13 protein-coding genes are annotated in these 15,719 nt (G+C 35.0%); 8 read left to right on the forward strand and 5 right to left on the reverse strand.

Annotation, left to right across the window (positions count from 1 at the left end):
* Nucleotides 1–463: 463 nt before the first annotated feature.
* Nucleotides 464–2,392 carry a metallophosphoesterase gene (locus Q9Q97_RS21050; RefSeq protein WP_306160742.1) on the forward strand — a complete coding sequence of 643 codons (1,929 nt, stop codon included), beginning with the start codon at nt 464–466 and terminating at the stop codon, nt 2,390–2,392.
* Nucleotides 2,393–2,615: 223 nt separating this feature from the next.
* Here Q9Q97_RS21050 and Q9Q97_RS21055 read toward each other — a convergent pair whose 3' ends face one another.
* The gene (locus Q9Q97_RS21055) at nt 2,616–3,674 is read right to left on the reverse strand and encodes a phosphatidylinositol-specific phospholipase C1-like protein (RefSeq protein WP_306160744.1); all 1,059 of its coding nucleotides are present in this window, start codon (nt 3,672–3,674) and stop codon (nt 2,616–2,618) included.
* Between the two features lie 264 nt (nt 3,675–3,938).
* On the opposite strand from Q9Q97_RS21055, the gene Q9Q97_RS21060 reads away from it, so the two are divergent.
* From Q9Q97_RS21060 to Q9Q97_RS21080, 5 genes are all read left to right on the forward strand, one after another.
* Nucleotides 3,939–4,463 carry an RNA polymerase sigma-70 factor gene (locus Q9Q97_RS21060; protein WP_306160746.1) on the forward strand — a complete coding sequence of 175 codons (525 nt, stop codon included), beginning with the start codon at nt 3,939–3,941 and terminating at the stop codon, nt 4,461–4,463.
* A gap of 83 nt (nt 4,464–4,546) precedes the next feature.
* Nucleotides 4,547–5,470 carry a FecR family protein gene (locus tag Q9Q97_RS21065; protein ID WP_306160748.1) on the forward strand — a complete coding sequence of 308 codons (924 nt, stop codon included), beginning with the start codon at nt 4,547–4,549 and terminating at the stop codon, nt 5,468–5,470.
* A gap of 71 nt (nt 5,471–5,541) precedes the next feature.
* Nucleotides 5,542–8,826 carry a TonB-dependent receptor gene (locus Q9Q97_RS21070; RefSeq protein ID WP_306160750.1) on the forward strand — a complete coding sequence of 1,095 codons (3,285 nt, stop codon included), beginning with the start codon at nt 5,542–5,544 and terminating at the stop codon, nt 8,824–8,826.
* A gap of 5 nt (nt 8,827–8,831) precedes the next feature.
* Nucleotides 8,832–10,601: a RagB/SusD family nutrient uptake outer membrane protein gene (locus Q9Q97_RS21075; RefSeq protein ID WP_306160752.1), complete on the forward strand. Its 1,770-nt coding sequence runs from the start codon at nt 8,832–8,834 to the stop codon at nt 10,599–10,601.
* Between the two features lie 630 nt (nt 10,602–11,231).
* On the forward strand, nt 11,232–11,600 hold the full coding sequence (locus Q9Q97_RS21080) for an STAS/SEC14 domain-containing protein (protein ID WP_306160753.1): 369 nt from the start codon (nt 11,232–11,234) through the stop codon (nt 11,598–11,600).
* Nucleotides 11,601–11,670: 70 nt separating this feature from the next.
* On the opposite strand, the gene Q9Q97_RS21085 is transcribed toward Q9Q97_RS21080, so the two are convergent.
* From Q9Q97_RS21085 to Q9Q97_RS21095, 3 genes are read right to left on the reverse strand one after another with little or no spacing between them, the layout of a single operon-like run.
* Entirely contained in the window at nt 11,671–11,946 is a 276-nt protein-coding gene (locus Q9Q97_RS21085; protein WP_306160755.1) for a PrgI family protein, read from the reverse strand.
* Between the two features lie 17 nt (nt 11,947–11,963).
* Complete coding sequence (locus Q9Q97_RS21090) at nt 11,964–12,386, reverse strand: hypothetical protein (protein WP_306160757.1); 423 nt, start codon at nt 12,384–12,386, stop codon at nt 11,964–11,966.
* A 36-nt stretch (nt 12,387–12,422) separates the two neighbouring features.
* The gene (locus Q9Q97_RS21095) at nt 12,423–12,899 is read right to left on the reverse strand and encodes a hypothetical protein (protein WP_306160758.1); all 477 of its coding nucleotides are present in this window, start codon (nt 12,897–12,899) and stop codon (nt 12,423–12,425) included.
* Between the two features lie 273 nt (nt 12,900–13,172).
* Here Q9Q97_RS21095 and Q9Q97_RS21100 point away from each other — a divergent pair, with 273 nt between their 5' ends.
* A complete protein-coding gene (locus Q9Q97_RS21100) occupies nt 13,173–13,646 on the forward strand; it encodes a CinA family protein (RefSeq protein WP_306160760.1) in 474 nt (157 codons plus the stop codon).
* Between the two features lie 71 nt (nt 13,647–13,717).
* Here Q9Q97_RS21100 and Q9Q97_RS21105 read toward each other — a convergent pair whose 3' ends face one another.
* Nucleotides 13,718–14,632 carry a DsbA family protein gene (locus Q9Q97_RS21105; RefSeq protein ID WP_306160762.1) on the reverse strand — a complete coding sequence of 305 codons (915 nt, stop codon included), beginning with the start codon at nt 14,630–14,632 and terminating at the stop codon, nt 13,718–13,720.
* 310 nt (nt 14,633–14,942) lie between these two features.
* Between Q9Q97_RS21105 and tnpA the strand changes: the two genes are divergently transcribed.
* Nucleotides 14,943–15,404 carry an IS200/IS605 family transposase gene (gene tnpA, locus Q9Q97_RS21110; protein WP_306160764.1) on the forward strand — a complete coding sequence of 154 codons (462 nt, stop codon included), beginning with the start codon at nt 14,943–14,945 and terminating at the stop codon, nt 15,402–15,404.
* Nucleotides 15,405–15,719: the final 315 nt, after the last annotated feature.

The following is a 15,719-nucleotide window of genomic DNA, read 5'->3' on the forward strand; positions in this document are numbered from 1 at the left end:
AGGGCGCAAAGGTTTTTTACTTCTCTTTGAGCTAAGCAAACGCAAAGATCGCAAAGCTTTGTGGATAAATTTTTAATACAAAGTAGCATTGACAAGACTTTGCGACTCTGCGTCTTTGCGAGATTAAAAAAACTTAGCGTGCTTTCAATAAACTTTTCTGTCTTCCTGAGCGAAGTCGAAGGATATGCTCAAAGTAACCCCAGAGTATGTCATCCCGAGGAACGAGGGATCTCCGGAAGAAGCTCGACAAAGATTGATTCTCTATGCGGGGTTACTTGTGGAGATCCTTCCTTCGTCAGGATTGACAAATATTGTGGATAAACCTTAGCGAACTTTGCGTTCCCAATAGCTATCGTGATTACGCTCTTCGCGGTTAAAAAACATTATCCATTCCATAACAATACCATAAACTTCTTTCATTATTAAATCAATAAAATTGCGGTGCATTAAAAGTCCCCAATTTATGAGCCTAAAATTTACTTTTCGATTAGTTTTAATATTGCTATTCATCAATTTTACACTTTCAGCCCAAAAAAATAAAAATTTAAACGGAACACAGATTGCCTTTTTATCAGATGTTCACTTGCAAGATTTATTTGGCGGATTCTCAGATTCAGATTATAAAGGTGTTCTGAATCCGAAAACGAATCAATATGCTTTGGTGCGAACGATGTCATCGCAATTGCATTCTACACGAATTTTCAATGAAAACTATTTTGCTTTTTTGGCCGCTTTAGAAGATATCGCAAAGCGAAAGATCAAATATGTCGCACTTCCAGGAGATTACACAGACGATGGACAGCCGATTCACGTTCGTGGATTAGCTAAAATTTTAGAACAATATACTCAGAAATACGGAATAGAATTTTTCATTACGACAGGAAATCATGATCCAGTTGGACCTTTTGCACAAGAATCGGGAAAAGAAGATTTTTTAGGAAAAGAAGGTAAAAGTCAACCCATTTATAGCAAAGACGGCATGTATGCGCCAAATCTCACCATCGAACAGCCTGTAGTTGTTACCGCCGATATTGCCAAAATGGGTTATTTAGGAATTACGGATAATTTGAAAGATTTTGGATTTCATCCGAACAAAAAAAACAAATTTTGGGCAACTCCTTTTTCGAATTATTCAAGTGAAAATTATTCGTTTGATAAAGCTTTAGAAAGCGCAAAATTAGTTAATCGCGTTTATGAAGTTGCGCCAGGTTACGTAGTTCCAGACGTTAGTTATGTCGTTGAACCCATTGACGGACTTTGGTTAATGGCTATTGACGGAAACGTATATATTCCGAAAAAAACAGATAGCGATCCTAAAGATTCTAAAAGTTATTCAGAAGCGAGTACGGGATATAATAATGTGCTTTCAAACAAAAAACATCTCATCAAATGGGTTGAAACTATTTCGGCTGAAGCCAAAAAAAGAGGAAAAACTTTGGTTGCTTTTAGCCATTTCCCAATGATTGATTTTAATGATGACGCTTCCGCGGAAATAAAAGAACTGCTTGGCCCAAACAAATGGCAGTTGAACAGAGTTCCTGTTGAAGAAGTGGCTCAGGTTTTTGCCGATGCAGGATTGAAGATTCATTTTGGAGGACACATGCATATTAACGATACTGGAGTGAGAACTTCGCCAAAAGGAAATACTTTGGTAAATGTACAAACGCCTTCGCTTGCGGCTTATATTCCAGCGTATAAATTATTGACTTTAAAGAAAGACAAAGTTGTAGATATTCAGACGATTACAATTGATAATGTTCCAAGATACGATGAACTTTTTGATTTGTATAAAATGGAATATCAGTTTTTGGAAAGCCAGAATGCAAAAGATATCTGGAATGCGGATATTTTGAAAACTAAAAACTATCACGATTTTACCGATTTTCATTTGAAGGAATTGGTTCGTCTTCGTTTCTTAAAAGACGATTGGCCTTCTGATTTTAAGCAATTTATATTGAATGTTTCTGCTCAAGATTTATTGGTTTTGGCGAATATCCAATCAGATAAAGATTTTGATTTTATTCTGAAAAATAAACAACAGTTTCAAAAAGAATGGAAAGAAGCAGAAACGAAATCGGAACTGATTTTAGTTAAAAACAAATTGAAAAAAACAGATTTCAATTGGACAGGATATGATCTTTTAATTGATTTTTATCGTTTTAGAAGCGCAGATGAATTGGCTCTTGCCGATGTTGGAGTCGAAAGAGCAAAACAATATAAAGTCTTATCTGATTTGTTTTTAGAAGGTTCTAAAGCAGATCTTTCAAAAAATACGCCACTTCAAAAGCAAATGAAGTTGTTCTTAATTATCTTCAATAAATTCATGCACGAAGTCCCAGCAGATCATTTTTCTGTTGATTTGAATACGGGGAAGATTAAAAGTTTGCGTTAAAATTTTAACCGCAGAGTACGCAAAGAATTACGCAAAGTTCGCTAAGGGTTTTTTTAATCTCGCAAAGACGCAGAGTCGCAAAGTTTTTTATATTCTTTGCGACTCTGCGTCTTTGCGAGAAATTTAAAGCAAGCTCGCAAAACTTTATCATTTAGCTTTGCGAACTTCGCGTTTATAAGCGTAATCTAAGGTAAAAAATCCTTGCGTTCTTTGCGGTAAAAAATTACGGCACACTGACAGGATTATTTCTAACATAACTCCCATCATCATATTTAATTTGATAAGGAGAATTGAAGAAAGTGCTCGGCAAGTAATAATCGGTTGTGATGATTTGCGCGCCTGATTTTTTTGCTGCTTCAAAATGCGAATAATCATTGGCGCGTGCTTCTTTGGTATCAGAATCGGCACGGGTTCTTATTAAGTAACCTTTCTTTACTAAATCATTAATTGTTGGATCTTCGGCATTATTTCTGAATAAAGCTGCGGCTTCTGGTTTTCCTGGTTCGGCGTTAATAAAAACGGCGCGTCCCTTAAGGGACGGATGATTCAATGCGTACAAATCTCTTTTTGCGCCGTTATTATCTAATAAGAATAAAAACCTTCCTTTGGCTTCTTTTAAAGTTGGCCAATTGTTGTTTAAAACGGCTTCTTCAAGCGTTTTGTATTTTCCGCGAACCATATCTGGCGTAATCAGTTTGTCTTTGCCTAATTCTTTTTTAATGACTTTATCCATTTCGTCAAAAACGGCTGCGGTAAAATCTTCTGGTTTTGTGCCAAAGAAATTAGCATCTCCGTCTTTTGGTTCTAAAGTGATGAAAACAGGAACGTGCCCTGGATTGGCATCAGACCATTTTTTTAATTCCTGAAGACAGATTTCGAAGGTATAGCAAGAAGTTCTAAAATCGATGTCTGGCATGTGGAAAACCTTAAAACCAGGTTTTTTCATCAATCCGTCTGGGTCGTATGCTTCTTCAGATTTTGCAATATCCAAACCTTTTGGGTGCGCATATTTTCCGCCTTTAGCGTCGGCGAAAATATCGATTTCCAGATTGCGCAAACCTTTGTTTAATTGTTCGGTAATACTAATATGCGTGTATTGCAAACCTTTAAGAGAACGAGTGGTATCTTTAGCTTGAATAAGATTGTATAAGTCAGTTTCTATCGCATGACGATAGCTGTTATGTGATCCGATAACCTGAATCTGGTTAATTTTCAGATTGTCGTTTTGTGCCTGAGCGTTTAATGCTCCAGCAAATAATAAAGTGAACAAAAATTGTTTCATAATTCTAAAATGTAATTGATACTGTTTGACTGGGGACGCATCAAAAGAAAATTGCATTTTGAAAGTCACTAAATTAAAATTCACTGTCGATTTGTATGTTAGATAAAAAAAAAGAAATCGCAAAGACATTCCTGCTTTGACTTTAAAAAAGTAGTATTTATACAACAAACGTGTTTATTTGTTAATTTAAAGATAACCTTGGCGCAAAAAAGATTGGATTTTCATTTTATTATTTTACGATACCAAAAAGCCTTTAATTGCCCTATGAATAATCCTGAAGTTTTTGAAAAAACGTATAATCAATATTGGAAAAAGCTCAATGCATTTTCTTATACGATGACTCAGGACAAAGACTTGGCACAGAACATTGTTCAGGATGTTTTTGTAGATTTATGGGAAAGAAAAGAAGAACTGAATATTAATGCAATTGAACCTTTTTTGTTTCGTGCGGTCAAAAATCAGGTTTTCAAACATTATCAGAACAATCGTTTCGACAAGACTATTTTAGAAGAAAAATTCGAAGACTACATCATAGAAAATTTTTCGACTATAGATCCAGAAGTTATGGATCTGCTTTATGTTGCATTAGACAAACTTCCAGAGAAAAGAAAAGAGGTTTTATTGATGTATAAATTTCAAGACATGACAATCGATCAGATTGCAGATGAACTTGGCATTTCAAAACAAACCGTAAAAAACCAGATTTCATCAGCTGTAAAACAACTTCGCGAAGGCTTAAAAGACCTTGCATGGCTGGCTCCCTTTATTATTTTAAATCAAAAATTTTAAAATAACTTTCGCTTGATGTTTTCATAATATTTGGCAATAGTACGATTTCAATTTTCTAGTACTTATCTATAACAATAAGTATTATGATAAAAAGAATTAAACATAGTTTAGAATATTTGCTGGATAAAAGTTCGCGAGGAAAAACTTCATCGGCAGAAGAAAATTTATTACATGATTTTGCTTTTGGCGAATATCAAAATTCAAAATGGGACAATGATCTTATGGGAAATCCAGAAATCGAATCTCAAAATATTTATGACGAAATTCAATTAAGAATAGGAAAGAAGAAGTCTTTCAATCCTTATTTAAAATATATGGCTGCTGCCAGCATTCTTTTTCTGCTTGGTTTAGGATTTTTCTTGAGACCAAATGTTTTAAACCAAAAACAAATCACATTTAAAACGTCATCGATTCCCAAATCTATCCAATTAAGTGACGGTTCGAAAATTTATCTGGCAGCAAACTCATCATTTCAGTATCCTGAAAAATTTGAAGGCGATCAAAGAACGGTTTCTTTATTAAAAGGAAACGCGTTTTTTGAAGTTGCCAAAGACAAACAGCATCCGTTTATTATTCATTCTGGAGAAATTCAGACGAGAGTTGTCGGAACTTCATTTCACATTCAATTATCAAAATTAAACTGCAAAGTAATTGTCGTAACCGGAAAAGTTAATGTTTCTGGAAAAGGACAGAGTGTTGATTTGGTGCCCAATCAGGAAGCTTTATTCGAAGCTCAAAAACTAACGAAACAATTGGCAGATAAAGCCTTTTTGGTGAATTGGTACAATGAAGATGTAACGCTGAATCAGACAACTTTAAAACAAGTAATTACCATTTTACAATATAAATACGGAGTTTCATTTGAGTATGACGATAAACACGTATTAGCAACGCCGTTAACGGTATTCATCAAGAAGGACGCGACATTAGAAAATGTTTTGGAACAAATAAATTATATCACAAACCTAAAATTCAAAGTTTATGGCGAAACAATAAAAGTGGATTAAAAACAAAAAAGCAGCTGCGGGAACAACTGCTATTAATAACTAAGCATCGTAAAAAAACAATTACTTAAATCATGTATTTTAAACCTTCTTATTTAAATCTAAAGAGTTTTGTCTTTTTAGTTCTAGCTTTACTTGCCTTTCAGAGCGGTTACAGTAAAACTATTATATTAAAAGAGCCAAAAGTAACAAATAAAATAGAAAAAGCTACTTTAGTTTCTATTTTTTCAAAACTAACACAGCAAACCGATTACAAATTCAGTTACGGACAAGCTGTAATTGCTGATAATACAGCGTATACCGTAAATTATAATGACGGATCTATAACAGCAATTTTGAATGATCTTTCTAAAAAAGCCAATTTCAATTATAACATTAGCGGCAAGCTAATTTTGATTCAAAAAACAGCTGCGCCAAAAGCGGTAAACACTAAGGCTGTCGACAGAATTAAAGTAAAAGGAAAAGTCGTTGACGAATTTAAAGTGCCAATTCCTGGAGCTACTGTATCAGAAACTAGTTCGTCAAATTCTACAGTTACCAATTTTGATGGAGAATTTGAAATTACGGTTGGAGACGGAAAAACACTTGACATTTCTTATATGGGTTATAAAACCAAAACAGTTGCTGTACAAAAAGGTTTTATGACGATTCAATTGGAACCGAATACGGCTGAGTTAAATGAAGTTTTGGTTGTTGGTTACGGAAAACAGTCTAAAAAAGACGTTACGGGTGCAGTTACACAATTGGAAGCGGCAAACTTCAAACAAGGTGTAAACGTTTCTGTAGATAATTTGATACAAGGAAAAGTTGCGGGTGTGCGTGTTGTCAATACAAGCGGTGAGCCTGGAGCGGGAGTAAACGTTACCATTAGAGGTGTTGGATCTATTAGAAGCGGAAGTACGCCTTTATTTGTTGTTGATGGTGTGCCGTTGTCTAATGATGATGTGAGCCCTTCTGGAAGCAACGTCGGATTTGGAAGTTCTTCGGCTAAAAATCCATTGAACTTTTTAAATACAAGCGATATCGAATCGATTACGGTTTTGAAAGATGCATCGGCTTCAGCGATTTATGGAGCGAGAGGTTCTAACGGTGTGGTTTTGGTAACAACTAAAAAAGGTTCTAAAGGTGAAGGAACTTTGACTTTTGATACTTACACTGGAGTTGCAACTGTAGCGAATAAACTAGATGTTTTAAGCGCTGGCGAATATAGAAATGCAATTAAAGACAAAGCATTTGATCACGGCGGAAATACAGATTGGCAAGATGTAATTTACAGAACGGCTATTACCACAAACAATTCGCTTTCTTTTTCTAAGCAGACAGAATCTGGAAACTATTATGCTTCGATCGCACAAATGGATCAGGAAGGTGTGGTTCGTAACAGTAACTTCAAACGTCTTTCTGGAAGAATTAACGCAGCAGAATCATTTTTGGATAACAAACGTTTGAAAGTAAAAATGAATCTTACGGCAAGTGAAACTAAAGATGACGGAGTTCCAACAAGTGATGACGGAGGTTCTAACGGACAATTGATCGTTCATACTTTGATGGCAAATCCAACGCGTTCTGTTTTTGATGCTAACGGAAATTACACCAATTTCAATATGAATGCGCATTACAATCCAGCGTATTTGTTGAGCATTTACCAAGATCAAACAAGAACGTTGAGAGTTTTAGGAAACTTAGAAGCTTCTTTAAGAATTATAGATGGATTGGAATATAAACTGAATATTGGTGTTGACCGTTCTATGGCAGAAAGAAACACGACTATTTTTCCAAACTTAACCGATTTGAATCCGAAAGGAAAATATGTTCAGAATAATTTAGATTCTAAAAACTCTTTGGTTGAACATTATTTGACTTATAATTTAAATTTAAATAAACATAAAATCGAAGCTTTAGGTGGTTTCTCTTATCAGAAATTTGAAAGATCGGGAACAAGTTTCAGCATTGACGGAATTGCGAATCAAGGTGAAGGTGTTCCGCCATCAATAAATCCTGGATTTAAAGGAACGCAATCAGGAACTACGGGTTATGCGCAAGAAAACGAGTTGCAGTCTTATTTCGGAAGATTAAATTACGGCTTTGATAACAGATATCTACTTACGGCTTCTATGAGAGGTGACGGATCGACTCGTTTTGGTAAAAACAATAAGTACGGTTATTTCCCATCTTTTGCTTTAGGTTGGAATATTGCTAACGAAAGTTTCTTAAAAGATTCTTCGACTTTAAATAATTTAAAATTAAGAGCGAGCTGGGGACAAACAGGAAATCAGGAAGTTGAAAATAAAATTACGCAGGCAAGTTATTCTTTAGCTGGAGCTGATGGATATTATTTATACGATGATTTGAATCTGGTAAACGGAGTTTCGGTAAACAGAACGCCAAATCCTGATTTGAAATGGGAAGTTGTAACGCAGTACAACGTAGGTTTAGATTTTAATTTATGGAATGATAAATTGTACGGAACATTAGATTATTTCAATAAAACAACTACAGATGCTATTTTGAATGTTCCTTCTCAGGCTTTGAGTCCGACAACTACAATCTGGACCAATATTGACGGTAAAATCATCAATAAAGGTATCGAGTTTATGCTAGGTTCTAAAATCGTTGATACTAAAAATTTCTCTTGGAATATCGACATGAACGGTGCGACTCTGAATAATAAAATTGAAGATCTTCCGGTTTCAGAAATCTTAACAGGAACAATTTCAGGACCTGGACAATCGGGTGTAAATGCTAATATTTACAAAAGCGGTTATGCAGCGGGATCTTTCTATTTATTGGAGCATATTGGTTTTGATGCCAATGGAGCAAACATCTTTAAAGATCAAAACGGAGACGGCGTAATTGATAACAGCGATAGAATTATTATCGAAGGTGCGCTTCCAACTTTCTACTACGGATTTAACAGTGATATGAGATACAAAAACTTTACGTTCTCGTTCTCTATCATCGGACAAACTGGCGGTTATTTATTGAATAATACAGGTTTGAATGCTTTAAACATAAACAATTTAGCATCTGACCGTAACGTGGCAACAGGTTATTACGAGTCTGGAGCAAATGCAACAAACTCTCCAATTTTATCTACGTTATTCTTAGAAAAATCAGATTTCATCCGATTAAATACGGCTCGTATTGGTTACAATTTTGACTTAAAAGGATTAAACTGGATCAACGGATTAACACTTTATGTAACAGGTCAGAACTTAATTACGATTACAAATTACACAGGTTATGATCCGTTAATTAATAGTCCGAAATCAAACGGAGGAAACCAATCTATCGGTATCGATTATGCAAGTTATCCAACTTCTAGAACATTCAGTTTTGGAGCAACTTTAAAACTATAATTATTATGAAGACAAATACAATTTTTACTATAAAAACATTCGCGATATTTTCTTTTATATGGCTTTTTGCAAGCTGTACCAATCTTGACGAAGTTGTTTTGGATGAGGTTTTAGGAGAAGATGCATCCAATCCGGCTGGAGCTCTTGCAGCAGCTTATGACCGTTTGGGAGACGGAACTTTTGTAGATCACGGAGGAGTTTTCTCTTTACAGGAATACACTACAGACGAAGCGATTCTGCCAACTCGAGGAAGCGACTGGGGAGATGGTGGAAAATGGAGAGACATGCACGAGTTTACATGGAAATCGGATAATGCGATTGTAGTGGATAACTGGAATAAATTGACAAACGGAATTACGCGTTCGTTAACCGCAATTCAGTCGGTTGAAGAAAGTTCAATTCCGGAGAAGAAATTATTTTTAGCGGAAGCGAAAGGACTTTTAGCGTATTATTTATATACAACTTTGGATTTATACGGACAAGCGCCATATAGAGATCCGATGAATCCAAACGCGCCATTGCAGATTTTAAAAGCCGATACGCAAATTGATCAATTAATTAAAGATGTTGAAGCTTTGATTCCAGATTTGGCAGAGATGGGAACACAGCAAACACACCACGGAAGATTTACAAAAGAAGCCGCTTACGGATTCTTGGCAACGATGTACTTGAACCGTGCTGTTTTTAAAGATCGTCTTAATGCTACATCAAACTTTAATTTTACTGAAGCTGCAGCAACTGGCACAGGATCAGATATGGATCGTGTAATTTATTATACTTCATTGCTTATAAATTCAGGAAAATATTCTTTAGAAAGCGATTATTTCAAGAATTTCGCAAGAGATAATGACAAAGGGAAAGAATTGATTTTTGCTATTTCTCAGAAAATAGATTACATCAGAAATGGTTCAAACAGTTTTGCTTACGTGTGTGTAGAACGTAACCAGAGAGCTTCTGCAGCAAATAGAGGAACAAATGCAGCTTGTACAACTCCTGAGTTTTTTGCTACATGGGATGGAAATCATGATGACCCGAGATTCCAGCAGAAATACCAGTACGGAGACGGAACTTGGTTTATGAACGACGGAACTGACGTAAGCGTTCCAGCTACAGATATTGTTCCTAAAAGTGCTAATTTGCCTTGGTTCCACTTTAACAGAGGAATTCAGTACGGACCACAATACGGACCAATATTATTGTCTTCGGGTTCACTAGAAATGGTTAACGGACGTATTAAAGTTTCGCCATTAGTTATGGAAAAAAGTACTACAACCAAAATGGATTTTACGCCTTCTTTAACTTTCAAAAACCCAGCTCAGGCTGTTTTTGCTCAAAACGAAATCAATCAAGGAGCTCGTATTTTTAAATATGAATTTGATCCAGAAGGAGGAAATGGAAACAGTAATGTTGATATTCCGTTGTTTCGTTTAGGAGGAATTTATACGATGAGAGCCGAAGCTTATTTCAGAAAAGGGAATACGGCTCAAGCTATGGAAGATTTGAACATTTTACGCACCAGCAGAAAAAGAGAATCTTTATACGGAAGTGTAGCAGGTAAGCCTTTAACTTCAATCGATCAAACTGTTTTATATAACGAAATTGGTTTCGAATTATACTGGGAATTGTACAGAAGACCACAAATGATCCGTTTCGGAAAATTTGATCTTCCAGGAACCGCAAAACCAGCTTCAGAACCTTACAGAAGAGTATTCCCGATTCCGCAGTCCACAATCGACGTGACTAAAGAATTCAAACAAAATCAAGGATACAACTAAGTTTGTGTGTTAGTTTATTTTTTATTTTTTTTGAAAAAGCCTATTTCGAAAGAGATAGGCTTTTTTTTGGGAGCTTCTAAGGTGCTGAGGTGCTGAGGTTCTAAGATGCAGAGGTTCAAAGTAACAAAGTTTAGAAATGTAGAGATGCACTGCAGTGCATCTAACACAAAGTATATCTGTTTTGATTTTCCTTTGTTTAATAAAAACGTTAGACGCACTGCAGTGCGTCTCTACGGAAAATGTTTGTGGAAAATAGCATAGAACTGTAGAGATGCACTGCAGTGCATCTAACGCAAGGGATATCTGTTTTGATTTTCCTTTGTTTTAATAAAAACGTTAGACTCACAACAGTGCGTGTCTACAGAAAACCTTGTGGATAAATTTTACACAGAAATATACAGATACACAAAGTATCCGCAATCAAAATAAACCTTTGCAACTCTGTCACTTTGCAACTTAAAACCTTAGAATCTTAGCACCTTAGCACCTCAGAACCTTAAAAAAATATAATAAACGATTAGTTAAATGTAATTTTTATCTGACTGATAATGAGTATATTTGAGTAGATATTGAACATTCTGAAAATGTTTAAATAAAACTTCATTAAATAACTCAAAATGTGTAAAAAACATGATACATCAAATCGATACGACAGATAATATTGTTGCCTTTAGAGCATTGGCAGAAGTAACAAAAGAAGATTTTTTGACTACTGTAACTCCAGCGGTTGAGCATTTGGTAAAACAAATCAATGAAATTAATTTTTTACTGGTTTTAGATACTGATATTAAAAATTTTACGGCGGGAGCGTGGCTAGAAGACGGACTTTTGGGACTTAAACATTTGGGAAAATGGAACAGAGCCGCAATTGTTACCGATACAGACGAAATTATCTCTTTTACAAACGGATTCAGTTATATTGTTCCAGGTGAGTTTCGTGGTTATAAAAAAATAGATTTTAATAAAGCTTTAAACTGGGTCGAAGGCAATATAAATTGATCTCTTTAAAAAAAAAAGAGCGCTTATTTAATTATAAGCGCTCTTTTTTTATGATAGGTATTTTAACCGATTAATGATTGTATTCGATACCGCTGCTAGAAATGGCATCGTTTTTTTCTTTTTTTATTTCGCAGTATTTTTTATAACCTGCTGATGCTAATATTGGTAATGCTAAACCACCTACAACTGCTCCAATTTTTGGATTTCCGGTTTTCTTTAAAATTGCTGCAGCCAAAAGAGCACCAACTCCTGCGCATGCTAATTGCTTTACCGATAGATTTTTATTGTTTAAAGTTTCAGGGGTAATTCCGTGTAATAATGGGTCTATAAAATTCAAATTCTCCATGACGTCAATTTATTTAATTATACTTCTTTTTTAATATTGTTTTCATTTTTAGCGCTATCGCTGTCAGTTTCGCTTTCGATTTTCTCGATTTCGACCTTTTCTTTTTTAATAGCTTGACGTAAAAGAGCAAAAAGGCTCATATATACGTTTGCCATAAAAACCAGAGAAAACCCTGCCAAAATGTAACCTCTCCAGTCATTTAACAAAAGTTTATAATCGCAAAGGATCAGAAAGGCAATGGTAACGTAGTGACTGAAGCAGTATTCACAAGTAAGAAGGTAAAAGAACTTTCTGGATAGTATATATCTGTCATTTTTAGAATGTCTGACACACCATTCATGAGGCTCTCTAAAAATTTCTTCGTGTGTTACAGTCCAGCTAATACAGGCAATCGGAATTGCGAGTAAAAAGAGCCAGACAATCTGAGCAGCTAAAGTCATAACTAATTAATGCTTTACAATTTACGATTATTTTCCTTATTCTCTAGGATGATTCTCTGGATAATGTTCTGCGTCAAAATCATTTAAATTCTCAGGCGCATCATTGTTTTTTTCAACAGTGTCTTCGTGATCAGAATTGTACTGATCTTTCAAATCCTCTTCTGTATCATCATTTGTAATGGCGTCATCTTCGTTAACAACCCGTTCTTCATTCGGAATGTTTTCTGATCGGATATTCGTATTTGGCTCAAAATCTCCCTTAGGATGCGAAGAATCTTCAATAAACTCTTCTTGATATTGATACGGATCTTCGTCGCGAGCATAATTATCATTATCAACTAATGTATTTTGTTCGTAATAATCAGGATCGCTTTCGCCAAATTCACGATTCTCGTCTTTCTTTAAAACTTGTTTAAACTCATCTTCATTAGAATAAGTTCCGTCTACAAGCGTATTTTGGTCGATATAATCAGGATCAAATTGACCATAATCATGGTTGTGCTGCTTTTCCATAATAGTGTTTTTTTTGATTTGTTATTTTCTAATTTAATTTCTTCTAATTATTTGGCTTTTATAAATCTAATGGCATGTACTATTGCTTCACTAAAAAGCTATTTTTACAAATTTAGCACGTAAATAGAAGGGAGGTCTTATAAAAAATTAAATTATAATTGCATAATTAACAGTTACTTATAATGTAAATAATGTAAGAAATTATGTAAGTTTATAATGAGGTTACACTTATACATTTGGTATGAAATAATTGTGTAATTAAATTTAATCGATATGGCGTCAGAGAAGGTCACCGCTTGCTGTAAGGCTTTAATTGAAAAAAACAAGACAATAGCATTTGCAGAAAGTGCTTCAGCAGGAAAAATGTGCTATGAATTTTCTACCGTAATAAACTCAGGAAGAATTCTCATAGGAGGGATAGTTTGTTATCACACTTCTATGAAAGAGGATTTATTGCACATACCATGGGGAACAATTGAACAGTACAGTGCCGAATCTGCAGAAGTAACGAAGCTAATGGCACAGAATTTTTATCGCTATATCAATTCAGACATTTGTGTTGCACTAACAGGTTTAACAACGCCGGGAGGAAGTGAAAGCGAATCAAAACCTGTCGGGACAATTTTTATACATCTAATTTTAGGAGAAAAGCAAATTGCCAAACGTTACGAATTTAAAGGAACTCCAGAAAGTATTATTGACCAAGCAATAGATGTTATAGCCGATTTAATTTTGAAAGAGATTTAGATATAAAACATAAAAAACAAAAGCCGTAATGAAATTCAACTTTACGGCCTTTGTTATTTATACACTTAAAATTACTTTTTACTGTAAAGAGAACCGTTTTTGATGGTCTTTTTATCCAACAAACCTTGCTGATGTAATCTCTCTAAAATAGCTTTAGCTTCAGAAGTTGATTTTTCTAAAATGACAGCATATTCTTTTGGAGCCAATGTTGGATAAATCTCGAACAAATCCATTGGATTCTCATTTTTAATACTTTTCTTCTTTGCTTCAGGAAACAATGCCAATAGCGTATTTTCGTACCAAGAATAAGGTTTAGAACCATAAACCATCAGTTGGCTATTGGTAGCATCTGCAAAAAACAGTGTTGGAAAACCTCGTACTCCAAGACTTTTACCTAAGTTTAAATCTTGATGAAAAAGTTCTTCGGCATCGTCATAATCCGCTTTTAGCTTTTTTATATTTAAATCTGCGATTTTGGCAGCCTCAGCAATGTTTTCCCATTTTGCGATATTTTTTTTATCCAAATAAAGCTTTTCGCGAAGAATACGCATAAAAGAAACCGCTTTTTCTTTACTCTGCATTTGCGCTGCTTTCATGGCAATGCAAGAAGGATAAGAAGAATCTAGCGGATCTTCGATCCAAACATTTCCGTCAATTGGCATTTCGTAATGCAGACTAGCTTCGTCCCAATGATGCGCTACATCAGAAGGTTTGCTAATTCCGCCACTGTTGTAACTCCAATCGGGTAATAATCCGCCCATTCGGTAATCAATCTCAAAATAGTCGCCGTATTCTAGTTTTAATTTTCGAAGCTGAGGTTCAATTCCCCAGCAAGAAGAGCAAATAGGATCGGTGTAATAAATTATTTTAACGGGTTTATTTTCTGTAGAAATAGCTGTTTTTCCATTCGATTGTTCGCCAACAGGCATTTCACACATTCCGCTTACAGGATCACACAATAGCGGATTTGTTTTTTCTTCACTCATTTTAGAATTCGTTTGCGACTGACAGCTTGCACTGCAAATCAAGATTAATAAAAGCGACAGTATTTTCATGTTTTTATTGTACTCTCGGGTTTTCTGAATTTATTGTAAAGTTGAGGTGAATATCATTGCGAGTCAATTAGTCAAAAAAAGATGACTATTTATCAGAAGTTTAATATGATAAAAAAGTAATTATAATCTTACAGATTGTTGTATTTGTTGCCAAAAATAATTAAGATCAAAATCCCACAGGGATTAACAAAAAATGTTCCGCTAGGAACATCTCATCGGTAGAAAAATTAAAATGATAATTATGGCAAACACATACACGCAGGTGCATATACAATTTGTTTTCGCAGTAAAATACAGAAAAGCATTAATAGCAAAAGAATGGAAAGATAAATTGCATCAGTACATAACAGGAATAATCCAATCCAATCAGCACAAAATGTTATGCATAAACAGTATGCCAGATCATATTCATATTTTTATAGGAATGCGTCCAACACAATCTATGTCGTCTCTGATCCAAAACGTAAAAACAGAAAGCTCTAAATGGATTAAGGAACAAAAATTATGTTCAGATTTTGCTTGGCAAGAAGGCTATGGAGCTTTTTCGTATTCAAAAAGTCATGTTTCAAATGTAATTCGTTACATAGAAAAGCAAGAGCAGCATCATAGCAAAAAAGCATTTTTAGAAGAATATCTCGAAATGTTGAAAGCATTTGAAGTAGAATATGATCCGAGGTATATTTTTATAGAGCCAATATTGTGATGTTCAAACGTCCCTACGGGACGATATACTCTGTTAGACTTGTTACCGACGAGATGTTCCTAGCGGAACATAGCTAATTGAACACATTCTGGCACTTACCGATGAGATGTTCCTAGCGGAACATAGCTAATTGAACACATTCTAGCACTTATCGATGAGATGTTCCTAGCGGAACATAGCTAATTGAGCACATTCTAGAACTTACCGACGAGATGTTCCTAGCGGAACATAGCTAATTGAACACATTCTAGAACTTTACCGACGAGATGTTCCTAGCAGAACATTAACCAATTGTGCATATTATGGTTGTTACCG

The organism is Flavobacterium sp. DG2-3 (genome assembly GCF_030730925.1).
In the GTDB taxonomy this organism is placed as follows: domain Bacteria; phylum Bacteroidota; class Bacteroidia; order Flavobacteriales; family Flavobacteriaceae; genus Flavobacterium.